At 52.6% G+C, this 25380-nt stretch carries 25 protein-coding genes; 22 read left to right on the top strand and 3 right to left on the bottom strand.

The genetic code is table 11. The features are described 5' to 3' along the window. Positions 1-30 precede the first annotated feature (30 nt). Together ABC395_RS25850 and ABC395_RS25845 are read left to right on the top strand one after the other, a co-directional pair. Entirely contained in the window at positions 31-582 is a 552-nt protein-coding gene (locus ABC395_RS25850; RefSeq protein ID WP_413006571.1) for an Imm44 family immunity protein, read from the top strand. Positions 583-703: 121 nt separating this feature from the next. Then, positions 704-1792: a low temperature requirement protein A gene (locus tag ABC395_RS25845; RefSeq protein WP_413006570.1), complete on the top strand. Its 1089-nt coding sequence runs from the start codon at positions 704-706 to the stop codon at positions 1790-1792. 162 nt (positions 1793-1954) lie between these two features. On the opposite strand, the gene ABC395_RS25840 is transcribed toward ABC395_RS25845, so the two are convergent. Then, positions 1955-3157 carry an MFS transporter gene (locus ABC395_RS25840; protein WP_413006569.1) on the bottom strand — a complete coding sequence of 401 codons (1203 nt, stop codon included), beginning with the start codon at positions 3155-3157 and terminating at the stop codon, positions 1955-1957. A 286-nt stretch (positions 3158-3443) separates the two neighbouring features. On the opposite strand from ABC395_RS25840, the gene ABC395_RS25835 reads away from it, so the two are divergent. The 19 genes from ABC395_RS25835 (at position 3444) to ABC395_RS25745 (ending at position 22686) form a co-directional block, all read left to right on the top strand. Then, on the top strand, positions 3444-4022 hold the full coding sequence (locus tag ABC395_RS25835; RefSeq protein ID WP_413006568.1) for a TetR/AcrR family transcriptional regulator: 579 nt from the start codon (positions 3444-3446) through the stop codon (positions 4020-4022). A gap of 139 nt (positions 4023-4161) precedes the next feature. Beyond that, on the top strand, positions 4162-4926 hold the full coding sequence (locus ABC395_RS25830) for an SDR family oxidoreductase (RefSeq protein ID WP_413006567.1): 765 nt from the start codon (positions 4162-4164) through the stop codon (positions 4924-4926). A gap of 202 nt (positions 4927-5128) precedes the next feature. Beyond that, the gene (locus ABC395_RS25825) at positions 5129-6361 is read left to right on the top strand and encodes an ankyrin repeat domain-containing protein (RefSeq protein WP_413006566.1); all 1233 of its coding nucleotides are present in this window, start codon (positions 5129-5131) and stop codon (positions 6359-6361) included. A 282-nt stretch (positions 6362-6643) separates the two neighbouring features. Further along, on the top strand, positions 6644-8746 hold the full coding sequence (locus ABC395_RS25820) for a TerD family protein (RefSeq protein WP_413006565.1): 2103 nt from the start codon (positions 6644-6646) through the stop codon (positions 8744-8746). A gap of 392 nt (positions 8747-9138) precedes the next feature. Then, positions 9139-10413, top strand: coding sequence for an MFS transporter (locus ABC395_RS25815; RefSeq protein WP_413006564.1), 1275 nt, complete (start codon positions 9139-9141; stop codon positions 10411-10413). Positions 10414-10456: 43 nt separating this feature from the next. After that, the gene (locus ABC395_RS25810; RefSeq protein ID WP_413006563.1) at positions 10457-11206 is read left to right on the top strand and encodes an SDR family NAD(P)-dependent oxidoreductase; all 750 of its coding nucleotides are present in this window, start codon (positions 10457-10459) and stop codon (positions 11204-11206) included. 11 nt (positions 11207-11217) lie between these two features. Next, positions 11218-11952 (top strand): SDR family NAD(P)-dependent oxidoreductase, encoded by a 735-nt coding sequence (locus ABC395_RS25805; RefSeq protein ID WP_103995452.1) that lies wholly within the window; start codon positions 11218-11220, stop codon positions 11950-11952. A 67-nt stretch (positions 11953-12019) separates the two neighbouring features. Beyond that, on the top strand, positions 12020-12439 hold the full coding sequence (locus ABC395_RS25800) for a MarR family winged helix-turn-helix transcriptional regulator (protein ID WP_413006562.1): 420 nt from the start codon (positions 12020-12022) through the stop codon (positions 12437-12439). A 595-nt stretch (positions 12440-13034) separates the two neighbouring features. Next, positions 13035-13541 carry a MerR family transcriptional regulator gene (locus tag ABC395_RS25795; protein ID WP_413006561.1) on the top strand — a complete coding sequence of 169 codons (507 nt, stop codon included), beginning with the start codon at positions 13035-13037 and terminating at the stop codon, positions 13539-13541. After that, positions 13538-13981, top strand: coding sequence for an SRPBCC family protein (locus ABC395_RS25790; protein ID WP_413006560.1), 444 nt, complete (start codon positions 13538-13540; stop codon positions 13979-13981). The genes ABC395_RS25795 and ABC395_RS25790 overlap by 4 nt, the downstream gene beginning before the upstream one ends. A 2-nt stretch (positions 13982-13983) precedes the next feature. Next, on the top strand, positions 13984-14424 hold the full coding sequence (locus tag ABC395_RS25785) for an SRPBCC family protein (protein ID WP_413006559.1): 441 nt from the start codon (positions 13984-13986) through the stop codon (positions 14422-14424). Between the two features lie 307 nt (positions 14425-14731). Continuing rightward, complete coding sequence (locus ABC395_RS25780; protein WP_413006558.1) at positions 14732-15220, top strand: pyridoxamine 5'-phosphate oxidase family protein; 489 nt, start codon at positions 14732-14734, stop codon at positions 15218-15220. Between the two features lie 153 nt (positions 15221-15373). Beyond that, positions 15374-16075 carry a response regulator transcription factor gene (locus tag ABC395_RS25775; RefSeq protein ID WP_413006557.1) on the top strand — a complete coding sequence of 234 codons (702 nt, stop codon included), beginning with the start codon at positions 15374-15376 and terminating at the stop codon, positions 16073-16075. Continuing rightward, complete coding sequence (locus ABC395_RS25770) at positions 16072-17064, top strand: HAMP domain-containing histidine kinase (protein WP_413006556.1); 993 nt, start codon at positions 16072-16074, stop codon at positions 17062-17064. The genes ABC395_RS25775 and ABC395_RS25770 overlap by 4 nt, the downstream gene beginning before the upstream one ends. A 145-nt stretch (positions 17065-17209) precedes the next feature. Then, complete coding sequence (locus ABC395_RS25765; RefSeq protein ID WP_413006806.1) at positions 17210-17980, top strand: ABC transporter ATP-binding protein; 771 nt, start codon at positions 17210-17212, stop codon at positions 17978-17980. Continuing rightward, the gene (locus ABC395_RS25760) at positions 17955-19874 is read left to right on the top strand and encodes an FtsX-like permease family protein (RefSeq protein WP_413006555.1); all 1920 of its coding nucleotides are present in this window, start codon (positions 17955-17957) and stop codon (positions 19872-19874) included. Before ABC395_RS25765 ends, ABC395_RS25760 begins: the two co-directional genes overlap by 26 nt. Before the next feature lie 217 nt (positions 19875-20091). Next, positions 20092-20259 (top strand): hypothetical protein, encoded by a 168-nt coding sequence (locus ABC395_RS25755; protein ID WP_413006554.1) that lies wholly within the window; start codon positions 20092-20094, stop codon positions 20257-20259. A gap of 91 nt (positions 20260-20350) precedes the next feature. Next, on the top strand, positions 20351-20902 hold the full coding sequence (locus ABC395_RS25750) for a stage II sporulation protein M (protein ID WP_413006553.1): 552 nt from the start codon (positions 20351-20353) through the stop codon (positions 20900-20902). A gap of 302 nt (positions 20903-21204) precedes the next feature. Continuing rightward, on the top strand, positions 21205-22686 hold the full coding sequence (locus tag ABC395_RS25745; RefSeq protein WP_413006552.1) for a protein adenylyltransferase SelO: 1482 nt from the start codon (positions 21205-21207) through the stop codon (positions 22684-22686). Between the two features lie 288 nt (positions 22687-22974). On the opposite strand, the gene ABC395_RS25740 is transcribed toward ABC395_RS25745, so the two are convergent. Both ABC395_RS25740 and ABC395_RS25735 read right to left on the bottom strand, forming a co-directional pair. Further along, on the bottom strand, positions 22975-23754 hold the full coding sequence (locus ABC395_RS25740) for a DUF4179 domain-containing protein (protein WP_413006551.1): 780 nt from the start codon (positions 23752-23754) through the stop codon (positions 22975-22977). Further along, on the bottom strand, positions 23732-24319 hold the full coding sequence (locus ABC395_RS25735; RefSeq protein WP_413006550.1) for a sigma-70 family RNA polymerase sigma factor: 588 nt from the start codon (positions 24317-24319) through the stop codon (positions 23732-23734). Before ABC395_RS25735 ends, ABC395_RS25740 begins: the two co-directional genes overlap by 23 nt. Before the next feature lie 333 nt (positions 24320-24652). On the opposite strand from ABC395_RS25735, the gene lepB reads away from it, so the two are divergent. Next, positions 24653-25243 (top strand): signal peptidase I, encoded by a 591-nt coding sequence (gene lepB, locus ABC395_RS25730; protein WP_413006549.1) that lies wholly within the window; start codon positions 24653-24655, stop codon positions 25241-25243. The last annotated feature ends 137 nt before the right edge of the window (positions 25244-25380 follow it).

The following is a 25380-nucleotide window of genomic DNA, read 5'->3' as shown; positions in this document are numbered from 1 at the left end:
GATCAAAAAGATCACTAAAAGGAGGAAGGAATGGAACTTTCCTTTTATGTAGATATACATGGAACGTGCGTGGGACAATTGAGAGATGAACTGCTGCCCTTGGAGGAAGCGGCCCGGACATGGGATTTTCCGTATGCTGTCGTTGTGGTATTTCGTGTTCTGCCTGAAAGCTATGAACGAAGGACGTCCAGGCGTTTCGATAGTTCGGATAATATGCTGGCACTGGACATCAGTCTCGGGTATGAACAGTATTTGCGAATGTCGAAAAACGAGCAGCGTGAGGCGCTGGGCATCCGGCTGTACGATTATTTGTCGGAGTCGGTTGCGAAATACAAGAAGCACGCGGATGAGGAGACCAGAGACCGCTTGCTGACCCTGGTGAAAAGCTGGATGCTGGAAAATAACTGGATCGACGGAAAAATAAATAGAGCGCGGGAGCTTCTCGCACAGGATAAGGGAGTTTACGAGGTCAGCCAGGAACTTCAAATGCCTCTGGAGGAAGTTGAATATATCTTGCTGCGTATGAGTGACTGCGATCCTGCGGACGTTCATCCCGATAACAGGAACATCAAGGTCGGATAGACCTGACAATGGACTGCTCTTATATGGTGAGCCTTAAATCCTATAGACCCCGTCAAGAAAGTTGGTATAATAAATAAATCATCTTTGAGGAACAGGCATCGGGTAGGGGGATTATAAGGGTATGGTTGAGAAAAAGGTCACCTGGTTAGAGCTTTTTTATGATCTTCTTTTTGTCGCGGCAGTCTCTAAAGCAACTCATGTTCTGCTGCACGCGGAAAACGGAGTTATTCCCATCGAATATTTAGTCAAATTTGTTCTGATTTTTATCCCGATCTGGTGGGGATGGGTAGGACAAACGCTTTTTGTAAACCGATTCGGTCAAGATATCTTTATCCATCGAATATTGGGCATTTTGCAGCTCTTTTTTATTTTAATCATGACAGCCAGCTTGTCTCCCGATTTCGATCAATACTATATTCCCTTCTTTATCGGATATATAGGATCGAGAGCGCTGACCGCCATTCAATATCTGCTGGTGCATAAATCCAAGGCCGCTCATCAGCAATCGACCGCTTCTTACTTGGGGACCCACTTTTTGATCGGAATATTGATATCTTCTTGTTCGCTTTTCTTTGACTCGTGGATCCGGTATGCCGTTCTGTATTTAGGAATTGCCGTCGATATTATACTTCCCTTAATGGGCCGGAAACACTTGGTAAAAACACCTATACATACCCCTCACTTGTTTGAACGTTTCGCCTTATTTACGCTCATTCTTTTAGGAGAATCGGTGGTCAGTATTCTGGCCGTGCTGCAGTTCAACAGCTGGGATCTGCCATCCGTTTTGTTTGTCGCGTTTACAAGCGTGTTAGTGATCGCCATCTGGTGGCAGTACTTTGAAAATGTTGAAACCAAAGTGAGTAAGGAAATACAAACGGCCGGCCAGACGATTATTTACGGACATTTATTCATCTACTTGTCCATGAGCATGTTAGCCGCTGCCATCCAGCTGTTATATCAAGAGAAACTTAATTACACGTTCATGTTGATGTTTGCGTTCGGGTCCGTACTTCTTTATTTTTTCTCCACCTCTTTGGTTTTTCACTTGTACAGACCGAAACATCTGCGTTTGAAGCCCTATCACTTGGCCATATTATTAGGGATTTTGGGCTGCTGCATAGCATTAAACTTGATTTACCCGGTGCCGAATTATGCGATCGTCGGAGAGATGATGGTTTTCTTTATCGCATATGCGAAAGTGACGACTTGATTTATTGAACATCAGGAATTCTCCAAAAAAGAGTAACGATAAACCATCCGGGAATATTTAAATTCCGGGATGGTTTTGTTTTTACGGCAGAGGTCAGCCTCTCCGGGTACAGTGTATCCGTACATTTCCTGACTGCTATAAGGACGTGTTAAGGAAGGCTGCTCACAGCACCTGCTTCTTTTCCGTGGCAAAATAAAGCAGGGCTACGACCGGGAAGGTGATTCCGATCCATAATGCGGCACTCCATCCCCCCGTGGCGAATATCCACCCCCCGACTGCCGATCCGACGGCTCCGCCGAAGAAGAAAATAGCCATAAAAAGCCCATTCAGACGGCTGCGGATTTCCGGACTCAGCGAGAAGAGCGCGCGTTGTCCAAGTACTAGATTCGCGGATACGCCGGCGTCCAATAACAGGGCTGCAACGACGAGAACGATGACTCCCACGGATGAACCCGTACGGATTATAAGCGGCAGCAGCATAGAAAGGACGACCGCAGCGAGTGCAATCCCTGTTGCAGGTCGGGTCCAGCCGCGGTCGGCCAACCGTCCGGCTACGGGTGCCGCTATGGCACCCGCGACTGCGGCAAGCGCGAACAACGCGATGGCTTTCTGGGAAAAATGAAAGAGCGGACCGGATAACAGCAGCGGTGCCGTTGTCCAGAACAAGCTGAAAGTCGCAAACACACAGGCATGATAGGCAGCCCGGCGGCGTAAGATCGGGGTTGTTCGCAGCAAGTGCCACATCGAACCGAGCAGAGCCGTATAGGTAGTGTCTGTCGAAGGTTTTCTGGCAGGCAGTACCTTTGAGAGGGCGGCAGCCAGGATAAGTACAGCCAGGGCAGACAGCGCGAATACGGCATGCCAGCCGAAGAAGTCCGCGACCAGGCTCGACAGGGGACGCGAAAGCATGATGCCAAGCAGCAGCCCGCTCATGACATTGCCGACCACTTGCCCGCGTGAAGTATCCGCTGCCAGGTAGGATGCGAAGGGGACGAGTACTTGCGCGGCGACCGACCCTAAGCCGATTACAAACGAAGCGGCTAAGAAGGGCACAGCCTGCTTCGACACGGCCGTGACCGCAAGGGCGGCCCCTGTGAGAAGTAAAGAGACGACAACTAACCTCCGATTTTCAACGATATCCCCCAGAGGCACGACAAACAACAGACCCGCAACATAACCAATCTGCGTTAATGTCACGATAAAACCGGAACTGTTTGCGGACAGCCCGATTGAAGAACTGATTTCCCCGATCAAAGGCTGCGCATAATAAAGATTAGCTACAATGATGCCGCATGCGGCTGCCAGCAGCAGGGTGAGCCAGGCGGGGATATTTTTTTCGGTTGTTTGTTTTTTTAAAGCGGTCATGAGAGACAACTCCTTCTATCAAAATATCATGCTCTGAAGCAGTGGCTGTTGCTGCATAGTCCCATGCAAGTATAGTTCCATGCGATGGTTTTCAGAAAGATAAGTGCTCCCTTCTCCGATTTTTTAAATACTGAACGTATAGTTTATTAATTAATAACCAAATAGTATACTGAACGTATGGTTTTGTAAATAGGTGAATTAAACTGTCTTTTTTATTCACAGTTGGTATACTGAACGTATAGTTTTGTAACGATTAAGAGAGGTTTGAACGAAGGGAGACGGTACGATGAATGGCAAAAGAGGCAGACCGCGTAATGTCGAAGCGCAGAAGTCTATCCTTTCCGCTTCTTACGAGTTGCTGCTGGAAAGCGGCTTTCAAGCCGTCACGGTGGATAAAATTGCCGAACGCGCCCAAGTCAGCAAAGCCACGATTTATAAATGGTGGCCTAACAAGGCTGCTGTGGTAATGGACGGTTTCCTGTATGCCGCCACGGCCAGATTGCCCGTGCCTGATACAGGCTCGGCCATGAATGATATTGTCATTCACGCCACGAATTTGACCCGGTTTCTGACGAGCCGGGAAGGAAAGATCATTACGGAATTACTGGGCGAAGGACAGTTTGATGCAGGTTTGGCGGAAGCTTACCGGACCCGCTTCTTCCGTCCACGCCGGCTTGAGGCAAGAGGTCTTCTGGAGAAGGGGATTCAACTCGGAGTATTGAAAAAAGAGCTCGACATCGATATATGCATCGACCTCATCTACGGACCGATTTTCTACCGGCTGCTTGTGACGGGGGACACGTTGGACGAGCCCTATGTGCAGCATCTGGTGCTAACGGCCTTAGACGGAATCCGTTCCACTTGAGCGTGAAATCGGCATGACTGGGTTTTTGAGCGGACGGGCAATGTACGGCTCCTCGGCCCCTCGGACCGAATATAAGAGCAACATTTCAAAATGTAGCCTGTGCTATATTCTTCTTGAATTCGGACAAGGAGATGAGAGCATGAGGAAACTGGAAGGTAAAATCGCTTTAGTAACGGGAGCGAGCAGGGGAATCGGCCGCGCTATCGCACTGCGTCTGGCCGGGGAAGGCGCGTTTGTCGCCGTGCATTACGGACAAAGACGGGACGAGGCGGAGGCGGTGGTCCGGCAGATCAGCCAAAGCGGGGGGAAAGCGTGCGCGATCGGTGCCGACCTGCGTTCTCTTGAAGGCATTCATCATTTATTCGCGGCGCTGGATGAGGCGATCCGGGAACATACGGGCGGCAGCGGGTTCGATATTCTGGTCAACAATGCCGGAATCGGGCAGATTCTCAGCCTCGAAGAGACGACCGAGGGTTCTTTTGACGAAGTGATGACGATTAACGTCAAAGCTCCGCTTTTTGTTACTCAGCAGGCTTTACCGCTCCTGAAGGACGAGGGGCGTATCATTAATGTGTCCTCTTTTGTGACGCGCGCCGCCTCTCCCGGTGTATTTACCTACAGCATGTCGAAGGGCGCTATCGACACGTTTACCCTTCTTCTGGCTAAACAGCTGGGGAGCCGTAAGATTACGGCAAACGCCATTCAGCCGGGTATTATTAACACGGAGATGAATGCGGGAACGCTGCAAGATCCGAACGGGCAAAAAAATGCGGCCGGGCTCTCCGTTTTTAGCCGGTGGGGAGAGCCTGAGGATGTGGCGGACGTCGCCGCCTTTCTCGCTTCGCCGGACAGCCGCTGGGTAACCGGCCAGTTGATCGACGCGAGCGGCGGATCGCACCTGTAAGCGAATCGTGAGACATAAAGAGAGCCCGGCTTTGCGGCCGGGTTCTCTTTTTGCATAGCCGGAGGTTTGACAGCACGCGAAGCGGCAAGCCTTTCGCTTTCCGGACTAGTGGCCGCAACCGTGCCCACGGCGGGGCCCCTGTTGTTTTTTGCCAATTAGTTTTCTATATTTGATATAAGACTTGGGTGGGAGAGGATAATCGATGATCCAATTGAAAGATATCGGAAAGTTCGAGAAGCTGCCGGAAATCGCGATGCATATTTACAAGGGGAACATGCCGGCTTTACGGGAGGCCGTTGCGGCCGGCTGGAATATCGAAGAGGGTATCGTACTGGGTAAATATACGACACTGAGTCCGCTCGACCTGGCGCTTATATCGGAAAGGCCGGACGTTGTAAAACTGCTGGTAGAGAACGGCGTCAACTTGAATGTCCCCGGTAATCCGGCTTTTCTGCGCGCTGTCCGCTACTGCAAGGAAGACATCGTCCGCTATCTGGCAGAGCAAGGCGCCAAGACGGACATGCTCAATCATATCGGCTCGGGCGCCTATTCCCAGGCCTACTACGGCAACAAGAAAAATATTCCGCTCCTCCATGAGCTGGGATTGGATATAAAGCGGCACGGCAGCGACGTATTGCGCCAGGCCGTGTCGGACCATGATCTTAAGACACTCGCGTATTTACTCGATCATGGGGCGGACATCAATTACAATAAGGCGGACCAAGTCTATCCTTATCGGGCGACTCCTTTAACCGTTGCCGTGCGTATGGGCAATATGGCGATGGCCAAGTATTTGATTGAACGCGGCGCGGACATAACGATAACGGAAAAGGACGGCGACCGGGCCTATACGATCGCGGTCGGCAATAAGGATGCGGCTTTGGCCGATTATTTGAAATCTCTTGAGCCGGCAGAGCTTCATGATCGGGAGAACAGGAAGTTTGAGCTGAACAAGTACAAGCTGACCGATGAACTGGTCACCTTTCTTACCGGGGACAAGCTGCGCCTGGAACTGGCGCCAAATGAGTATGAGATCGGGTATATCGACTTTTTCACCCTGACCGATACGATTGAGATGAAAATCGGCCGGCAAAAGCTGCTGCGCCTGTCGGCCGACATCGACAATTACTCCGATCTGCAGCTCGTGTGGAATCCGAAGAAAAAAGGTCTGATAGGCTGTTATGACGTAGAGCATCAGGAATATGCGGATTTATGCAGCTTTACGGAATTCCTCGCGCAGCCTGATACCTACCTCATCAAATTCCTTGAAGGAGAGACTGCAATAATCGAACCGCTGTTTGTCACACCTGCAGGGGAGCATGTATATGCAGCGAACTTTGTTTGTGCTCTGATTGCGGATATTATCCGCCGGAAAATCTTACCGATCAAGCGACTGCCGTGCCTTGCGGCAGTCGCTTTTTTTATATCCGGATAGCACCCGCGTTGTTTATCTTTTCCAAAGTCGTAATACTTTCGCCCTGTTGGCCTGCCGCGGAATATGGGATGATGAATCCACCGAAAGGTTCGGAGTCACGGACTGTGAACCTTGAACTTCAGGCTATTGCGATCCTTCCTTCTACTTCATTGGGCGAATTAGGGTCGCAGCTTTCCTGAAGGATTTCTATCCGCGAGAGGAGGCGTCCAGGCTATCATATTCCTTCCTTCTGATGGTATTCCGCCAAACATAGTAGGGATATGGCTTTCCTGGACTCTTTTTATGAATATAAATACCATCTATTTACGCAGAGCGGCCAAAGTGATTGTGGAGCAAGGAGAAGGGGCGGATCGTCTTTCTAAAGCTTACCTGGCCGCGGCCTTAAAAAATATCGAATCTCTTGGATTTACGTTCTCCCGTCGTTTGACGCGTGCCGTGTCCATCTTATCCAAGGAGCAATTCGAAGCGTTCTATCACGGGCTGACCGGTGATCTGAAACGGATGGCCGGCGCGCATGTGGAGTATAAGCCGATGTATCCGGACTTTCCGGCACAGGTGATGCAGGAACGGGATGCGGAGCTCTATTGGAACGCCGTTTATCATTATGTAACGCTCGATTTGCCCGAGTATGAGACGGCGGAAAGACTTCCGCTGCGGGATGAAGCCACCCTGAAAGTGATTGATCTTGGCAATAAAACGGATTTTCACGTCATGATAAGCCGGCTGGTTCAAGCCAAGACATCGATTTCGGAGACAGACAAAGGAGACATCGATGCGGCTATAGCATGCGCGGACCCGGATGAACTGGCGGCAATCCTCCCGCCGGAGATTCCGTTCAAGGAGAATGCGGCCTTCGTGGCGGCTTCCTTATTGAAGCATGACAAAGCTGGCACGGACCGGATCGGAAGATACTTTAAAACCGCGACGGATGTTCTGCGTCTGGCCGCAGCCTGGTCGGATGGCGATGTCAGCCTCGCCGGGCCCGCCCGCTTCCGCAAGTTTAAGCGCAGCGAGAGAAGGCTGCTGCTGGGCTTGCTTGAACGGTGTCCTTCTATGACGGAAGATATGCGGAGATATAAGGACCGCTGGATCCGGCTGGGAGAAATCCTTCATCCCTCCGAGTATAAGAACCGGTTTAGCCGTTGTCAGGAGGCTTTTGGAATATTACGCAATAACAAACCTTTCACGACCTTCGGCGGAAGCGTGGAACTTGCTTTCCGGTACGGGCAGGTGTGGACTTTGATCGATCTGTTGATGAAGCGCCCGGGTGAATTCGCAAGAAGACTGGATCAGCTGCTGCGGTCCACCCCTCACACAGAGTATGTCGTGCTGGCATTCGGTGAAGTGGCGGACCAGGTATCGACGCCCGTGCTGCTTCAGGTGAAGAATCATTTTGCCCGCCGCCATGAGCGTCCCGAGCTGCGCGTCTTCTTCCCGAAGGGCAATACGGCCAAGGCGTTTGCGATTCCCGATACGCTCCCCGAGATCAGCGAAACGGTATGCGGGGACATCGTGGAGGTATGCGAGAAAACGCTGGTTCAGCGATTCTCCGGGCTGCCTTCTTTGGGGAAGACCCATGTCGATATACGTCTGAAGGACTACCATGTCCCCTTCTCCCAACGATCGGCAAGCAAAGCGCTGCATACGCTTGTACGGGGAAGCCGTGTGCCGATGGCGGAGGGAGATACGATCCGTTTCTTCAACTGGTGGAAAGAAGGAATCGTGAACGGCAAGCCGACGGACCGCGTGGACATCGACTTGTCCGCAGCCATGTACGACCACAACTGGGAGTATGTGGAGCACATTTCATATACGAATCTGAGGTCTTCCAAGTACCGGGCCGTCCACAGCGGAGACATCGTGCAGGCCCCTCAAGGAGCCTGCGAGTTCATCGACCTGCACATTCCATCCATCGTTGAATACGGCGGGCGTTATATTGTGGCTTCCCTGCACTCCTTTACGGAACAGCCGTATTGCGACTTGCCGGAATGCTTTGCAGGCTGGATGATGCGCAAGAAGCCCGGTTCGGGGGAAATCTTCGAGCCTGCAACGGTGGTCAACAAAATCGATATCACCGCCGAAACGCGGATTGCCATTCCCGTCATCCTTGATTTAGTGGAACGTACGGTCATTTGGACGGATCTGTCCCTCACGAAACAACCTCACTACCATAACAATGTGGAAGGAAATCAGAAGGGAATGGTCTTGATCGGCAAGGCGATGAGCACTTTGCGGAAGCCGGATTTGTACGACTTGTTCGTCCTCCATGCCAAAGCCAGAGGAGAATTCGTGGATACGGCGGCTCAGGCGGATACGATATTTTCGGTGGACAGAGGGGTTACTCCCTACGATATCGAGCAAATTATGGCGGAGTACGTGGTTTAAGCGGAGCGTCCGCCTCAGGGCGAATCATTTCATAGAAAAAGGATAGACTTAACTTATTAGCCTCATAATCAGGCAGGAAAAGGGGAGCAGACGCTCCTCTTTTTACGTTTTTCAAGAAGATTTACGACACCCGGGACCCAAATCTTGAATTTTTAATGAACTTTTCCAGTGTTCTCCGTTGCAGCTGGGAAAATATTTTGTTACTATTTAGACATATAATATTTCGATATCTAAATATTATATCGCGTACATCATGACTGTTCCTCCAAGAAGGGAGCCGGCGAACATCGGGAGTAGAACAAAATGATAGGCTTCGCCATTTGTGAGAATGGCATACTGCACCATCACCTTATGTTAGAACGGATATTAGAAGCGGGGAGCGAACAAATTTTATGAGCCAAAACAAAGGGAAAATTCACTATGCGTGGTGGATTTTGCTAGGGCTATGTATTATGGTCGGCTTGGGTAAAGGAACCCTGAATAACTCAGCCGGTCTTTTTTTGGCGCAAGTATCCAAAGATCTTGGCGTCGGTATGGGAAGCTTAAGCCTCTATTTCAGCGTCTCGGCTATCGTGACCATGGTCTTTTTGCCGATCGGCGGTAAATTGCTTGCGAAATATGATACTCGTACGCTTTTAAGCGGCGCGATCATTCTGCAAGCCGGAGCTTTTGCCTTGTTCGGATTGATGAGTTCGGTATGGGGCTGGTACATCCTGGCGATTCCTCTCGCTATGGGCGGCGTATTCATTACCGTACTCGCAGGACCGGTATTAATTAACCAGTGGTTTAAAAAGAGCAAGGGTCTGGCCCTTGGAATTATGGGAGCCGCAGGCGGAGCGATGGGCGCTATTTCCCAACCGGTTGTTGGCAATCTGATTGCCAATCAAGGATGGAGGACCTCCTACATCATCGTTGGTGTTGCGGTTATCGTGATTGTGGTTCCCATAGTGCTGTTGCTGTTAAGAAAATCACCTCAGGAAAAGAAAACGCTTCCTTATGGTGCCGACTTTTCAGCTAACGACACAACAGCAGCATCCCATGCTGCCGAAGCTGCCTTGGAGAAAGGCGTGACATTGGCTGCGGCCAAAAAGTCCTCTTCCTTCTATGCGCTCATCGCGTTTTTCTTCCTGATCACATCTGCCGCAAGTTTCTCGGTGCATATTCCCAAGTACTTGGCGAGCAAAGGTTTCGATGTTGTTTTTTCGGGCAATGTAATGGCGATCAATATGATCGGCGTGCTGATCGGATCTTTGATTATCGGTTTTGCAAGCGATAGAATCGGCGCCAAGAACACCACGTTTATCACGATGACTCTGGGTGTGATCGCGATCGGCATGTTGTTGTTCGCCTCCTCCAGCACGGTTGTCATCTCGGTAGCCGTAGGACTGTTCGGTCTGGTCTCCGCTTCTATCGGAACCCTGGGTCCTGCTCTTACATCTGCTTTGTTCGGCAATAAGGAATACAGCCAAATTTATTCCAATGCCTCAATGGGCCTCGCGATTTCTTCCATTGTCGCCTTGCCGGCTTACGGCTTCGTATTCGACTTTACCGGCAGCTATACACCGGTACTGTACGCTATGGTCATTATGCTGATCATTAACATCATTTGCATCAGCATCGCTTTTGGCGGAAAGAAGAAGCTCGAACAGGCAGGCCTTTGGAATTAATCGCCCAGTGAATTCATTATCTTAGGAAATGAGGGAGCTACAGATGAAATTGCAAGGCAAAGTCGCCATCATCACAGGCAGCGCTTCGGGCATCGGCCGCGGTATTGCCCTTGCCATGGCTAAAGAAGGCGCACATGTCGCCATTGTCGACGTGAACGAGCCGAAAGGTCAGGAAACTCTGGCGGAAGTCAATCAGCACACGGAGGGATGCCTGTTTATCAAGGATATCTCCGTCAAAGAAAATGCCAATGAAATCGTAAATGAAGTCGTCAAGAAGTTCGGCAAGCTGGACATTCTCGTGAATAATGCGCATGCTTCCAGACAGGCTTCTTTCGTGGAGACAACGCAGGAGCTGCTGGATCTGTCCTTCGGGACAGGCTTCTACCCGACTTTTCATTTCATGCAGGCCGCTTACCCCGAGTTGAAAAAAACGAAGGGCAAGGTCATCAACTTCGCTTCGGGCGCCGGTCTTGACGGACAAGTGACGCAAACCTCTTACGCGGCCGCCAAGGAAGCGATTCGCGCCATTTCCCGCGTTGCGGCGAACGAGTGGGGCCCGGACGGCATCAACGTCAACCTGATCTCGCCGATCGCGCTGACGCCGGGCGTGGAACAATGGCGCGAGAGCGCCCCGCACCTGTACGACGCGATGATCGAGCGTATTCCGCTTCGCCGTCTCGGCGATCCGGAACAGGACATCGGCCGTGTCGCCCTATTCCTGGCAAGTGACGACTCGAATTATATTACCGGCCAAACCATTATGGTAGACGGCGGTTCAATCAAACTACGTTAGGAGCATGTAAAATGGGACAATTGGATAACAAAGTAGCGATCATTACCGGCGGAGCTTCCGGTATCGGTGAACGTATGGTAGATCTTTTCGCACAGGAAGGTGCCATCGTTATCGCGGCGGACATCAATGAAGAGGCGCTTGAGAGAGCCAGCCAAAAGCAGAATGTACACGGAATGAAATTGAACGTGGCTTCCGATGAAGACTGGGCCGCGCTTGCTAAGGAAGTAAACGAGCGCTTCGGCAAAATCGATATCCTCGTGAACAACGCGGGCATCTCTTCGGAAAAACCTTTCCAGGAAATAGACGCGCAGGATTGGCAGAAAATGCTCTCGATTAACGGTTTCGGGCCGTTTGCCGGCATCAAGCATGTTACTCCGTACATGGCTGAGCAGAAGCAAGGCTCCATCGTAAACATTTCTTCGTACACGGCTATGATCGGCCAAGGCTTCAACCACTACTCCGCATCCAAAGGTGCGGTACGCGCTCTGTCCAAAGCGGCTGCCGCAGCATTCGGCCGTCAAGGCATCCGCGTGAACGCTCTGTTCCCGGGGATCATCGAAACTCCGATGACTCAGGCTCTGAGCACTTCCAAGGACCTGCTGGGCCGTCTGATTCAAATGACGCCTCTGCAGCGTCTAGGCCAACCGGACGATATCGCCAAGGCGGCTTTGTTCCTGGCTTCCGACGCTTCTTCCTATATTACGGGAGCCGAGTTAGTTATTGATGGTGGATACTCCGCGCAATAGCGTGTAAAATTATGACAGCCCTTATTTTCATTAGGGGCTGTCGTTTCTTTTTATCAAGGAGGTTTATATGGAAGAGCAAACGGTTTTCGAACTTATACATAACATGGACAAATTCACGAACGGGTTGATTGTCCAGTGGAACAAAACATTCAACGAGGACCTCGGCGTGTCACATGTTCTCGTGCTGGGTCATCTTAAGCAGAACGGGAAAAGCAGGCCTTCGGACATTGCGAGAATATTGGGGCTTACCCCGCCTACGCTCAGCTATTTATCGGAAAAGCTCGTCGCCAAAAAATTGGCTGTCCGTACCGTGGACGAGTCCGACCGCCGCATCATTTATTTGGGCATTACCGACAAAGGCGCCGAGGTTCTAAAAAGAGCCACACTGGAAGGGGAGAGGCTGCGCCGGAATTTATTCCAGAAGCTCAGTGAGCAGGAAAGAGCGGAGCTGGCAAACCTCTATAAAAAGCTGAACGCAGAAGATTGAGTGGAGGCTTGGTCGGGCGAACCGGGCAAACCGCTTGATGAAAGAAAGTCCGGGATGAAACAAACCCTGCACAAGTACCTGACCCCTATACATCCCTCGGGTATATCCACTTAACGAAAAAGAAAAGCAGGCTGTCCTTGAAGAAGTCCCTCCCAGGAAGTACAAACAAGGAACCGCGTACCTTAAACAGGGAATGTCGCCCCGGCCTGTTTTTTTGTGCTGAAAGATTGCTCAGGCAGTTCCCGATAGATGAACCGGATAAGAGTTGAAAGAATCCGCGCCTTACACCGTGCTTTTTTCCCTCGCGCCAGAAGCCGCACTCCAAAGCCCGGTTCCCCCGAGGCCGGCAGTCAGATCAGCTGTTTGCCGGTCTGTCCGCTGTATTCTGGATGGAACCCTAACATTACCCTCCCTAGTTGCTGTACGGATTCATTTACAGGTGTCTTGGAGCGTTTCATTGACTGAAATCAGTCGGGAGGCTCCTTTTGAAAAAAATTCCGAAGGTGATCGTGATTTCGCTTGCAGCTTACGCAGCGTAAGCTTTTATAATACAGTTACCGGTATACAGCTGGCGCTAATGAAGCGGAGATGATGCATGAAGAGGCATTGGAAAGTGGGAGACCTCGCCAAGTTGACGGGTCTTACCGTACGTACGCTGCGTTATTACGATCAAATCGGCTTGTTCTCTCCCTCCGCCCAGACGGAATCCGGCCACAGGCTTTACAGCGAGCCGGACTTGGCGCGCCTTCACCAGATTTTATCGCTTAAGGAGCTGGGGCTGTCTCTCGAAGAGATCGGCTCGGTCCTGACCGGCGGGCAAATCAGTCCGCTTGAGATCGTCCATTTGCAGATAGACCGGATCAAAGAGCAGATGAGGCGGCAGCAGAAGCTGTTGGATCAGCTCGGACATGTATCCAAGCTTATGCAGGGAAGGGCGCAAGTAACGGTAGAGGATTTCACAGGCCTTCTGCAGGCGATGCAAACGGGATTTGAGAAGCCTGTCATTGAGCGGCAGACGAGCTGGGAACGACATTTGGACCGGTTGGGAGACTACCTTGCAAGAGAGAACGGAACGCCGAAGCCTGAGGAGGACAAACAATGAACGATCGATTCGTCAAACATGCGACCTTCGTCGTCGAGAGGGTTTATGCGGCACCGCCGGAGCGGGTGTATCGCGCCTGGGCCGACCCGGATGCCAAAGCCAAGTGGTTTTCGAAGCCGGACATCTTCGAGTTTCGGGTCGGCGGACGCGAGTACAGCAGCGGGGGGCCGCCGGAAGGCCCGGTTTTTACCTTCGATGCGAGCTATCAGGAACTTGTCCCGGACCGGCGCATTGTGTATACGTACACCCTGGGTTCGGGCGATGCGCGCATGTCGGTCTCGATCACAACGATCGAGCTGATGGAGACGGAGGGCGGCACGAAGCTTATTTTCACGGAGCAGGGCGCCTTCTTTGACGGTCACGACACGCCCGAGGTGCGGGAACACGGTACAAATGCGCTGCTGGACGCACTGGGCAAAGCACTGGAGGGGGAGGCATGAGCATGACGGCCGGTGAAAACGAACTCGTTACCACGCGTGAGTACGCTGTACCGCGGGAGCTTGTTTTTCGGGCATGGACAACTCCCGAACTGTTAGCCCGGTGGTGGGGACCGAAGGGCTTCACGAATACGTTTCACGAGTGTGACATCAAGCCGGGCGGCACGTGGACGCTCACCATGCACGGACCGGACGGCACGGATTACCCCAACCGCAGCGTCTTTGTCGAGATCGTGGCGCCGGAGCGGGTTGTGCTGGATCATTTATCCGGCCACGAATTCCGGTTAACGGGAACCTTCGAGGATCTGCATGGACGCACCAAGGTTACGTTCCGCCAGCGTTTCCAAGTAAAAGAGGAGTTCGAAGAGGCCAAGCCTTATTGTGCGGAAGCCAATGAACAGAACCTTGACAGGCTGGGTGAGGTGCTGGCGGAATTGGCCGGGTAGTTGTTGTAAAGGCAGTCGGCCTGTATCAAATTACGGAATGGAAACCTATGTGATGAGTTAAAAGTTATCGCCGTTCACGCTCCTGTCGGGCCGTGGCGGCGGTTTTTTTGTATTTACCAGGAGCCGGAGGTGGACGCGATTATAAGAGCACTCAAACCTTAAAAGAGTAAGCTTCGTAGGAACTTTAGGGGGTTTCCGTTTGCCGGTCTGTCCGTTTGGTTTATATAAAAGAGAGACTATGCACTTGGCTGGAGCCTCTCGGCGGGTTCCATTCGTATACCGACAAACACTTGAAGGGGATGTTAGAATGAGCACTTATGAAAAGAATCAGGAAGCTGTCGAGAAGGTCCGGGATCTAATCAAAGACATCGACGTCGCCATGCTCACGACCATAAGCAGCGACGGGCTCGTTTCCCGGCCGATGAGCACTCAGGAAGTGGAGTTCGACGGGGACCTGTGGTTTATGACGATGAAAGATAAGAGCGTCTACCGGGAGCTTCTTGAGAATAAGAGCGTTAACGTCGCTTATGTGGACAAATCGTATGTATCCGTCCGCGGCGAGGCGGAACTGATAGAAGACCGGGCCAAGCTGGAAGAGCTTTGGAGCCCCATTTACGAGAAGTTTTTCGGGGTTTCGAGCGATGATCCGAATCTTGTCCTGATTAAAATCAAAGCGGAAACCGCCGAGTACTGGGAAGCCGGCAACAGAATGAAGCTGGTGAAGAATATGTTCAAGAAACTGACGGGGAAAGAGAATGACGAGTCGGATCTAAATAAAACGGTCGAATTGAATTAGGATAGGCGGCAGATGATTTGTAACGATTATGTTAAATAAAAAAAGGAATATCCTCCATTCAACGCGCGTTTCCCGTATTGGGACACGCGCTTTTTTGTGGTTTAATGGAGGTGACGACCAGGCATTTGCAGAAAAAGGGAGGGATTTTCCCGGATGAATAAAATCATGATCGTCGAAGACGATCCCAAAATAGCGGAATTGTTGAAGTCGCACATTCAAAAGTACGGGGATGAAGCCATCGTGGCGGATGATTTCCAGCGCGTGATGGAATTATTTCAAAGCCAGGTGCCGCAAGTCGTGCTGCTGGACGTCAACCTGCCGAGCTACGACGGCTACTACTGGTGCCGCCAAATCCGGACGGTCTCCACATGTCCGATTATTTTCATTTCCGCCCGCAGCGGGGAAATGGATCAGGTGCTGGCCCTGGAGAGCGGGGCGGACGATTATATCACGAAGCCGTTCCATTACGAGATCGTGATGGCCAAGATCCGCAGCCAAATCAGGCGCGTCTACGGCGATTATGCGACGAAGGAGCGCATCGTGGAGCGGGACGGGCTGCTGCTGTATCCCGAGCGGATGGAGCTGCGGCTGAAGGAGCGGTCCGCGCTTTTGACGCGCAAAGAATCGCTGCTGATGGAGACGCTGATGCATCACAGTCCCCGGATCGCCAGCCGGGAGGCCATTCTCGACAAGCTGTGGGACGATTACAGCTATGTCGATGATAACGCGCTGAGCGTTAACGTTACGCGGCTGCGCAAGAAGCTGGCGGAGCTCGGCATCGACGATGCCATCGAAACGCTGCGCGGCGTCGGGTACCGGCTGCACCTCACATGGAAGGACGAAACCGGACGATGAGGTTGTTTGTACGGGACCATGTGCCGCTTGTCGGGTTCAGCCTGGTACAGATGCTGGTCATCCTGCTGATCTGCTGGCTGGACGGGTACAATCATCTGGGGACCGCTTTGTACGCGCTGTTTCTCGGCCTGTGCGTGCTGTGCGGTTATTTGGTTTACCGCTATGTCCGGCTGCGGGCGTTTTACCGGTACGTCTCCGGCCCGAGCGACGTCCTGCCGCGGGAACTCAAGGTAAACCGTGCGCCTCTTGCAGCGTCTTTAACGAAGATTCTGGATGCCCAGTACCGCAGGAGCAGACAGCGGGAGCATGTGTGGGAGGAAAGACAGCGGCAGCACCTGACATTCATGAATCAATGGGTGCATCAGATGAAAACCCCGCTATCGGTTATCCAGCTCATCACGCAGAACGGGGACGACGAACGGTTTGCCAGTATCGCGGAGGAGTCCGACCGGCTGCGTCACGGGCTCGAAATGGTGCTTTATATGGCACGGCGGGAAACGTTCGCCCAGGACTTCCATATTTACCGGGTGCAGCTGAGAGAGCTGGTCAACGAAGTGATTCAAGATAACCGGCGGTCGTTTATCCGGCATTATGTGCATCCGGAGCTTCTTATCGGCGAGAACGTCACGGTCGAGAGCGACGCCAAATGGCTCCGGTTCATCGTCCAGCAGCTGATTTCGAACGCCATTACTTATTCGGCTGGCAGCCGGACGAAGGTTGTCTTCCAAGCGCATGCGGAGGATAAAGCCGTTATTCTGAGCGTAACGGATTGCGGCGTGGGGATTCCGCCATCCGATTTGAAGCGGGTTTTCGATCCCTTTTTTACCGGCGAAAACGGGCGGAAATTTAAAGAATCGACAGGCATGGGTCTGTATTTGGTGAAGGAAGTGACGGACCGCCTGAATCACCGGGTGGAGATCGAATCGGAGATCGGCCAAGGGACGACCGTCCGCATCATTTTTCCGTACGCGACCGAACGGGGCGAATAGTGAGCGATCACTCTTCGCCTTTTTACATAGACCGGTATGAAAGTTTTCCCGGAGTCTTACAACCCTGTAAGATTGGCGTAATGCAGCGGTATAGGAGCGGCGGATTGCCTGGGGTATGCTAGAAGCAAGAAGGGACGTGACGGGCTTGGACATTTTGAAAGTGACAAACTTGTGCAAGATTTATAACGAAAAAATGCCGTTCGAGGCGTTGTCGGATATTAACCTGACGATTGAGAAGGGAGAATTCGTCGGGATCATGGGTCCTTCGGGAAGCGGCAAAACGACGCTGCTCAATCTGGTATCGACCATCGACGAACCGACGTCGGGCGAAGTTTGCGTGGACGGCAATCATCCGCACCGGATGAACGCGGACGAGCTGGCGCTTTTTCGCAGACGCAGGCTGGGCTTTATTTTTCAATCGTTTAATTTGCTGCCTACGCTGACCGTGAAGGAAAATATTTTACTCCCGCTTACACTCGACGGGGTCGCGCTGGATCAGATGAAAAGCCTGCTGGAGCCGATTGCGGAGCAGCTGGGCATTACGACGGTCCTGGACAAGCGGACCTATGAGATTTCCGGCGGGCAGGCTCAGCGTACGGCTATCGCGCGTGCGTTGATCCATTCGCCGAAGCTGGTGCTCGCCGACGAGCCGACAGGCAATCTCGATTCGAAGTCCGCACGCGACGTCATGGAGCTGCTGACGACGATGAACAAACGCCAGGAAGCGACGATGATGCTCGTCACGCACGATGCGATGGCGGCGAGCTACTGCGACCGTGTGGTGTTTATTAAAGACGGCAAATTTCATAACGAGATCACGCAGGGAGGGAACCGTGAGGTCTTTTACCAGAAAATTATCCATGCCCTCTCGCTGCTAGGAGGCTACAGACATGACTTTCCGGCAGTTCGCGTTTAATAACGTCGTTCGGAACAAACGGATTTACCTGGCGCATTTCTTAAGCAGCTCGTTTTCCGTCCTTGTTTTTTTCGTCTATGCCCTGCTGCTGTTTCATCCCGATCTGCAGGGAGAGCTGAGAACGACGAGCAGAACGATCAGTGCATTGGCAACGAGCGGCATGCGTGTTTCGCAAGTGATTCTCTTCATTTTTTCGTTTTTCTTCTGCCTGTACTCGGCCGGCACTTTCTTGCAAACCCGCAAGCGGGAATTCGGCATTCTGATGATGCACGGCATGTCCCCGCGGCAGCTGCGCCGTCTCGTTTTCATGGAGAACTTGCTTATCGGGGGAGCGTCGATTGCAGCGGGCATCATTGTGGGGCTTGTTTTCACGAAGATGATTCTGCTCGGCATTGCCAAGCTGCTCGTCATCAAGGCAGGCTTGACCTTCTACGTGCCGGTGCTGGCCATTGTCGTAACCGCGGCCGCCTTTGTTCTGCTGTTTGGCCTTGTCGCGCTGTTCACTTCCCGGATAGTGAAGGCCGGCCGCCTGGCGGATTTATTCCGGTCGGATGAAAAACCGAAGCCCGAGCCTAAGCCCTCGCGGCTGCTGTCGGTGCTGGCAATCGTCCTGATCCTGGCCGGATATGCCACGGTGATGATTTACGTGAACGGGTACTTTCACTCGTTCTGGCTGCTTTTCGCCGGTGTGGGCCTCGTCGTCGCCGGCACGTACTTCCTGTTCACGCAGCTCAGCGTGTACGCGCTCCGGAGCTTAAAACGGAAGGACCGTGTGTTCTTCAAAGGAACGAATCTGCTCGTTTTGTCACAGCTGGCGTATCGGATGAAGGATAATGCGACGATGTTTTTCATGATCACGATCGTGTCGGCGATTGCCTTTACCGGAATCGGCACGGTGCTGGCGACGAATCACCCCGGGCTGAAAGAGATGGAGAATCCCTATGCCTTTACTTACAAAACGGATCAAAGCGTTCAAAACGAAGAGGAAGTTATTTCAGAGATTCAAAAGCAACTGGGTGACCACGGTTTCGCTTATGATTTGAACGCGGTCCATGCCAAGCGGCTGTGGGGACGCCTGGTCCTCGTCAAGCAAAGCGAATTTAACGCCCTGGCCAAAACTTTGGGGCTGCGCGATACGGAGGAACTGGCGGACGGGGAAAGCCTGCTTCTGCCGGGGAGCCTCTTTCTGGCTACTCAGATCAAAGAGAAGAAGGAAACCGTGCCTGACTCCGTTGACCTCGCAATAAGTGAAACCTGGCAAAAGAACGTAACGGTAAAGCAGTACGTGCCGACGGTCATTCTGCCGGACGGCCACTATACCGTTGTCGTGTCCGACCGAATGTTTGAAACCGTGCCCGAAATTGAAGGCACGCAGCTCCATTTTAATTTTTTCTATGTGGCCGATTGGGAGAATACCCGGAATGTCGCAAGCGTGTTGGCAGACAAGATCGGCAAGGACGATCGCGACCGCTTCGAATTCAATGCGCTGGTGCTGGATTGGCTGGCCGATAAGCAGACCAACGGACTCTTATTCATTATTAGCGCGATGGTAGGCGTCGTATTTTTCACCTTCGCCGCCAGCCTCCTGTACTTCCGGTTGTATGCCGACATGGAGCGGGATCGGGAACAGTACCGGATGATCGCGAAAATGGGCCTGTTGAACAAGGAGCTGCGGAGGATCGTAACGAGACAGCTGCTGCTCATGTTCTTTCTGCCGATCGTGCTTGCGCTCGTGCACAGCGGTGTAGCGTTCATCGCTCTGCAGCAGCTCGTGGATTTCTCCGTCTGGATGAATTCCGTGCTCATTTTCTTATCCTTCATCGGAATTCAGATCAGTTATTTTTTCCTTATCCGTTGGCGTTATTTGCAGCACATGTATCCGAAGAACGGATGAGAATCAGACGGCTCCGCGTTATGCGGGGCTTTTTTTTGCAGGAAAAAATCCCTCTGAGGATATCGAAAGGGAGAACAGACACCTTTCTCTCCGCTGAATGTATAGACTTTTCCGGCTGCCTGTCCCGAATCTCCCGGACACTCTGCTCAAATTTAGAACCTTTTCAAAGGTAGTTTCATAGAGTAGCACTATCTTAGAGGGAAAGGTGGTGCTGAACATGTTCATGGAAGTCACGCAAATTCTCGGTGTTGACCTTTCGATCGCCACTCAAATCATTGAAGCTCTGATCTCCTCGGGTACTCTTCCTCCGCAGCTGGAACCGGTGCGTCAGCTTCTTCTCACGCTGATCAACCTGGGTCTGATCGACACGGCTATCGCTCTGTAAGTCACCGAAAAAGTGTATCTGCGTGGCAGATACACTTTTTCCCTTAACCGTCAGCCATGCAAGGACATCACGAGGATTGGGGAGATTAAGGGTGAAATCCAAGTTGATCCGGGTTTGGAAACAAGAGAAGAAACGGCTTCTCCTTTCGGGGACGCTTTTATTTGTCGGGCTTATTCTTGGTCTTTCGCTGGGCAGCCAGGTAAACGTTGATCCCGCCACGTACTACCGTCCCGCCGGGGATACCGTGTGGTACGCGCTTGCGGCCAATAATATAGGAACGGCTTTTATCGTTGCGGCCAGCGGAATTCTGCTGTCTATCCCGACGGTTCTGCTGCTCCTGTTCAACGGTCTTATGATCGGCTTTGTCATCGTCTTGTCCACCGCCGTGCATTCTTGGCCGGTTATCTTGGCCGGTCTGCTTCCGCACGCGATTCTGGAGATTCCCGCTCTGCTGCTTGCAGGGGCTATCGGATTGAGACCTTTGGGCCTGTTTGCCCGGGCGGTTCAACTCAAGCTGACGATAAGCTGGAAGAAAGAAGCTTTGGAGAGCGCCAAACTTTTTGCCGTCGCAGCGGTGCTGTTGATTGCGGCCAGCCTGGTTGAAGCGAACGTAACGCCGGCCCTTATGAACTGGATCCGATGAACCTGCGGAACAGCAAGGCAGCCAAACAGAGCTTATGGCTTGGTTTATCAGAGTCATTAAGCTCTCTCTGTCTAAAAAAAATTTGAAATTTTGTTCGGGATAAGAGAATAATGAGGAAAGCCCCTAACGAGCGAACGAGCGAAAGGCGGGTTCAGGGGTACGACACGGATCCGCGTTCATCCCCGTCAGGCATAGAGGTTTACATAGAAGGCTCATTTTCACTGATAGGCGGCTTCGAGTGATTCGTATATGGGAAGGGTAATATAGGTTTATAAAATTTAACGATAACAGAAGGAGACAAGATGACGGATAAAATAGCAGGACCGGAAACCGGTTGGAACTTCGACAATAGTTATGCCCGTCTGCCGGACATCTTTTTCACCAAAACGAATCCGGCACCGGTGGCATCACCGGATATAGTCGTTTTCAACGATGCGCTGGCGTCAGCTTTGGGATTGAACGGCCGCGCGCTGCAAAGCAAGGAGGGGACGGAGGTATTCGCCGGCAACCGGATTCCCGAAGGCGCTGAGCCGCTGGCTCAAGCATACGCCGGGCATCAGTTCGGGCATTTTACGATGCTGGGCGACGGCCGTGCCGTACTGCTCGGAGAGCAGCTCACTCCCGCGGGCGGGCGGCTGGACATCCAGCTCAAGGGGCCGGGCCGGACCCCGTATTCCCGCCGGGGCGACGGCCGGGCGGCTTTAGGGCCGATGCTGCGCGAGTACATCATCAGTGAGGCCATGCACGGGCTCGGCATTCCCACAACGCGCAGCCTGGCCGTAGTGACCACGGGCGAGCCCGTGTACCGCGAAACGGAGCTGCCCGGCGCCGTTCTGACCCGCGTGGCGGCGAGCCATCTGCGCGTCGGAACCTTCCAGTTCGCCGCCAAGTGGGGCTCTGCCGGGGACCTGCAGGCGCTGGCCGACTACACCCTGCAGAGGCACTACCCCGAAGCAGCCGCCGCCGCTGGCGGAAACCGTTATCTCTCGCTGCTTCAGGAAGTGATCAAGCGCCAGGCCACGCTTATTGCCAAGTGGCAGCTTGTCGGTTTTATCCACGGCGTGATGAACACGGACAACATGACCCTCAGCGGAGAGACCATCGACTACGGGCCCTGCGCCTTCATGGACGCTTACGACCCCGAGACGGTGTTCAGCTCCATCGACACGTACGGACGCTACGCCTACGGCAACCAGCCGCACATCGGAGCCTGGAACCTTGCCCGGCTGGCCGAAACCCTTCTGCCGCTGATTCATGCCGATCAGGAGCAGGCCATCAAACTGGCCGAGGAGGAGATCGCGAATTTCGGCGTGTTGTTTAACCGGAGCTACCTGGCCGGCATGAGAGCAAAGCTCGGCCTCTTTAACGAGGAGGAGGGAGACGAGTCCCTCATAGAAGACCTCCTCGGTTTGATGCGGAAGCAGGGGGCTGACTATACCAACACGTTCCTTGCCCTAACTTTCGGCAAACCGGAGGATACGGCCTTGTCCCGGGCTGAGGAGTTTACCCGGTGGCGTGAGCTGTGGCAGGCCAGACGGGGCAGGCAGCCGGAATCCGAAGCCTCCTCGCATGAGCTGATGCGGAGCAGCAATCCTGCCGTAATCCCCCGCAACCACCGGGTGGAAGAGGCGCTGGAAGCCGCGGTGGAAGAGGGAGATTACAGCGTGATGGAAAGGCTGCTCGCTGTTCTGGCGCACCCCTTCGCGCACACTCCCGAACAGGCCGCTTACTCCACGCTGCCGGAGGCTTGCGGCAGTCCGTACCGGACGTTCTGCGGGACGTGACCACAGAAGGGATGGGGTTTATTCCCTTCATCCTTTGCCGAACAATCCGCCCTATGGGGCCGCAAAAAGCACCGTTCATCCGAACGGTGCTTTTTGTATGCCGCCTCACCGGCAGAGGATCGCCGCGTCCCTTAAGACCCGTGCCTGAATCGTCGTAAGCCTAAGAATCTGACTCCGGGGGCTCACGAATTCCCGCGGGACGGGGAATGTAAAGCACCTATCAAAAAGACGCCGGGCCGCCGGCGTCTTTTTCCGGATTCATATTCTCCCAATTTTTATCTGCCGCACTCAATGTGCTTTCTCGGAAGCTTGCTTGGCTTTGCTCTGATCAATCGTGAACTGCGCTTTCCAGCTGCCTTTGGTGGCGCCGATGCGGTCGATATTCACGTCCAGGCGGATAGACTCAGGCAGTTTGGCGTTTGTGACGAAAGCAAGCACGCCCTCCGGCTGATCTTTTTCGGCGATGCCCGTGTTGATTTCTTTTCCGGCCGCGTCCGTCAAGATGAACGGAAGCCGGTCCTTTTTGCCTGAGCCGATAAAGCTGAGGACTGAAAAACCTTCCAATCCTTTCTCCTGATAGGTCGGATTCTCGACCTGCTTGCCGTTCTTCTTACCGTCAGAAAGAACGTTCAGGCCGCGGGTATCGAATTCGTAAGGCACGAGCTTCCCGTCTTTCCCGGTAATCTTATAGTGGACGAGCACTTTGCTATCCTCTACGTATACTTCGGAGAATTGGACGGTAATGCCCTGGTCGGTAATTTTCTCGTTCATCGGAACCGACAAGCCTTCGGAAAGGGCGCGTTTGGTGCCTTCGTTGACCACCTGGTTGATGTTGGCCGAGTCTTTAAAGAAGTAAGATGTTCCGCCCAGGGAAGCGAATACACTCGTAGGAACAAGGATAGCGGCGGCGATACTGAAGGCGACAAGTCTTTTTTTCATGGGTTTGGACTCCTTTTTTTTATGAAATTCGAGGAAGGATTGGCGGACACGCCGGTCCACTTCCTGCGGAATTTCAACGTTTTCGATTTGATCTTTCAGTGTTTCTTTAATGTTTTCCGGAATAGACATTTGGATAAGCCTCCTCGTCCAATTGAGTGTCGAATTTGGTTCGCAGCTGCTTCAAAGCCAGATGAACTCTGGATTTTACCGTGCCGGACGGAATCGCCAGCAATTCGGCAATTTCGTCGTACGTATACTCGTAGAAGTAGCGGTATATAATGACCACCCTGAGTTTATAGGGCAGCCGATTAATGGCATCCCGCACATCCTGCCGGAGTTCGTTGCCGGCCAGAGCTTCATCCGGCGTTTCCACATGCGGCTCTTCGCTCAGACGAGAAGTTTTGTCGGTCAGACGGAATCGCCTCCAGATCTGCCGGCGCCAAGTGCTCACCTGCCGGATGACAATTCCGTTCAGCCAGAAATGGAAAGGACGGCTGCGGTCGTAGCCGGGCAATGAGCGCCACAGCTGGTAATAAATTTCACTCACGATATCGTTGACGTCTTCTTTATTGGTAACGAGCACGGCGACGGTTCCGTAAACTTTGCGCCGGGTCATGCGATAAATTTCTTCCATCGCTTCCTGATCCCCGGCCGCCAGCTGGTCGAGCCAATGTTCGAGCTGTTCATCATTCATTCGAGGGCCCCCTGAACTTGTATACATGAGAGATTGGCTCTCCGGACCGAAAAGGTTCACTGTTTTTCAAAAAAATTTTGCGAAAGGGGTAAAAAAGTCAGGCGGATACGCCTCGCGGCGATTTGCTTCCACGGATAGTAGGACGAACGGGGGCGGAAAAGGTTAGGGGGTAACAAGGGAAGGAAAGAAGCGGCGGCTGCGGTGTATGCCGGGATACGCCAAGGAACGATTGTTTATCTATGCCGGCTCACCGCTTTTTTGCATAGGAGGAGAAACATATGGGATAAATGTGCGAATAAACAATAGATAATTTCATGCGGAGGAGGATAAACCATGAAACAATGGCTTTTGGCAGGCCTTCTGCTGGGTTCGCTTGCCGCTTGTTCCGAAAAGACGATAGAGGACAAAGTTACGGAGGAGTCCATTGCAGAAGTATCTGAGGGAAGCGGCACAATCGTGAACCCGCTGAGTGACGCGATGGACCGCGGTCAGCATGAGCTGGAGAAGAATGTGGCGGTAGATACCGCCTATTATAAAAACCGGGCCGTGGCAAGAGGGGACATCGTATACTATGGAGATCGCAGCGTATCCAGGGTGGTCGCGCTTCCGAATGAGAAAATAAAGATAAAGAACGGACAAATATATATTAACGGGGCCAAGCTTGCTGCATTTTACGGGGCGGCTCATGTCCGGGGCCATGATGATAAAGCGTTTCAAACCAGTGACATGGAAGAGCCGGCCAAACAAAATCTGACCGATGAAATTTTTAAGAAGCAGGTCAACGAGATTACGGTGGGCGGTGACGAAGTGTTCATCATCGGCGATGATTGGTCCAGAAGCGGAGCCTCCACCTTTCGCAGCTTGTCTTTGCAAGATATAAAGGGCAAGGTAATCGGAGTCTGCACCGCATGCGGCAATCCTTGACTGCCGGCCCGTCCGGTATCCTTTTTTGGGTTCCTCGCCGTACATGATGTATTCCCCTGCGCTTTCCAGCCCCGTTCCACCCCATCCCGCACTACCCATGACGCCCGCGGAAAGTTATAATTGCTTTATTGGGGAAA

Origin of the sequence: Paenibacillus canaveralius (genome assembly GCF_047238265.1) — a bacterium.
Taxonomy (GTDB): Bacteria; Bacillota; Bacilli; order Paenibacillales; family NBRC-103111; genus Paenibacillus_F.
The sequence above is the reverse complement of the archived record's forward strand: the minus strand, read 5'-3'. Positions and strand labels throughout refer to the sequence as shown.

Excerpts from the sequence above, each read along its gene's own strand:
- ABC395_RS25795 (WP_413006561.1), top strand. The coding sequence starts at position 13,035 with ATGAAGAGGCATTGGAAAGTGGGAGACCTCGCCAAGTTGACGGGTCTT.
- ABC395_RS25850 (WP_413006571.1), top strand. The coding sequence starts at position 31 with ATGGAACTTTCCTTTTATGTAGATATACATGGAACGTGCGTGGGACAA.
- ABC395_RS25735 (WP_413006550.1), bottom strand. The coding sequence starts at position 24,319 with ATGAATGATGAACAGCTCGAACATTGGCTCGACCAGCTGGCGGCCGGG.
- ABC395_RS25745 (WP_413006552.1), top strand. The coding sequence starts at position 21,205 with ATGACGGATAAAATAGCAGGACCGGAAACCGGTTGGAACTTCGACAAT.
- ABC395_RS25805 (WP_103995452.1), top strand. The coding sequence starts at position 11,218 with ATGGGACAATTGGATAACAAAGTAGCGATCATTACCGGCGGAGCTTCC.
- ABC395_RS25755 (WP_413006554.1), top strand. The coding sequence starts at position 20,092 with ATGTTCATGGAAGTCACGCAAATTCTCGGTGTTGACCTTTCGATCGCC.
- ABC395_RS25760 (WP_413006555.1), top strand. The coding sequence starts at position 17,955 with ATGACTTTCCGGCAGTTCGCGTTTAATAACGTCGTTCGGAACAAACGG.
- ABC395_RS25790 (WP_413006560.1), top strand. The coding sequence starts at position 13,538 with ATGAACGATCGATTCGTCAAACATGCGACCTTCGTCGTCGAGAGGGTT.
- ABC395_RS25780 (WP_413006558.1), top strand. The coding sequence starts at position 14,732 with ATGAGCACTTATGAAAAGAATCAGGAAGCTGTCGAGAAGGTCCGGGAT.
- lepB (WP_413006549.1), top strand. The coding sequence starts at position 24,653 with ATGAAACAATGGCTTTTGGCAGGCCTTCTGCTGGGTTCGCTTGCCGCT.
- ABC395_RS25775 (WP_413006557.1), top strand. The coding sequence starts at position 15,374 with ATGAATAAAATCATGATCGTCGAAGACGATCCCAAAATAGCGGAATTG.
- ABC395_RS25840 (WP_413006569.1), bottom strand. The coding sequence starts at position 3,157 with ATGACCGCTTTAAAAAAACAAACAACCGAAAAAAATATCCCCGCCTGG.
- ABC395_RS25810 (WP_413006563.1), top strand. The coding sequence starts at position 10,457 with ATGAAATTGCAAGGCAAAGTCGCCATCATCACAGGCAGCGCTTCGGGC.
- ABC395_RS25800 (WP_413006562.1), top strand. The coding sequence starts at position 12,020 with ATGGAAGAGCAAACGGTTTTCGAACTTATACATAACATGGACAAATTC.
- ABC395_RS25835 (WP_413006568.1), top strand. The coding sequence starts at position 3,444 with ATGAATGGCAAAAGAGGCAGACCGCGTAATGTCGAAGCGCAGAAGTCT.
- ABC395_RS25815 (WP_413006564.1), top strand. The coding sequence starts at position 9,139 with ATGAGCCAAAACAAAGGGAAAATTCACTATGCGTGGTGGATTTTGCTA.
- ABC395_RS25825 (WP_413006566.1), top strand. The coding sequence starts at position 5,129 with ATGATCCAATTGAAAGATATCGGAAAGTTCGAGAAGCTGCCGGAAATC.
- ABC395_RS25830 (WP_413006567.1), top strand. The coding sequence starts at position 4,162 with ATGAGGAAACTGGAAGGTAAAATCGCTTTAGTAACGGGAGCGAGCAGG.
- ABC395_RS25785 (WP_413006559.1), top strand. The coding sequence starts at position 13,984 with ATGACGGCCGGTGAAAACGAACTCGTTACCACGCGTGAGTACGCTGTA.
- ABC395_RS25845 (WP_413006570.1), top strand. The coding sequence starts at position 704 with ATGGTTGAGAAAAAGGTCACCTGGTTAGAGCTTTTTTATGATCTTCTT.
- ABC395_RS25770 (WP_413006556.1), top strand. The coding sequence starts at position 16,072 with ATGAGGTTGTTTGTACGGGACCATGTGCCGCTTGTCGGGTTCAGCCTG.
- ABC395_RS25820 (WP_413006565.1), top strand. The coding sequence starts at position 6,644 with ATGAATATAAATACCATCTATTTACGCAGAGCGGCCAAAGTGATTGTG.
- ABC395_RS25740 (WP_413006551.1), bottom strand. The coding sequence starts at position 23,754 with ATGTCTATTCCGGAAAACATTAAAGAAACACTGAAAGATCAAATCGAA.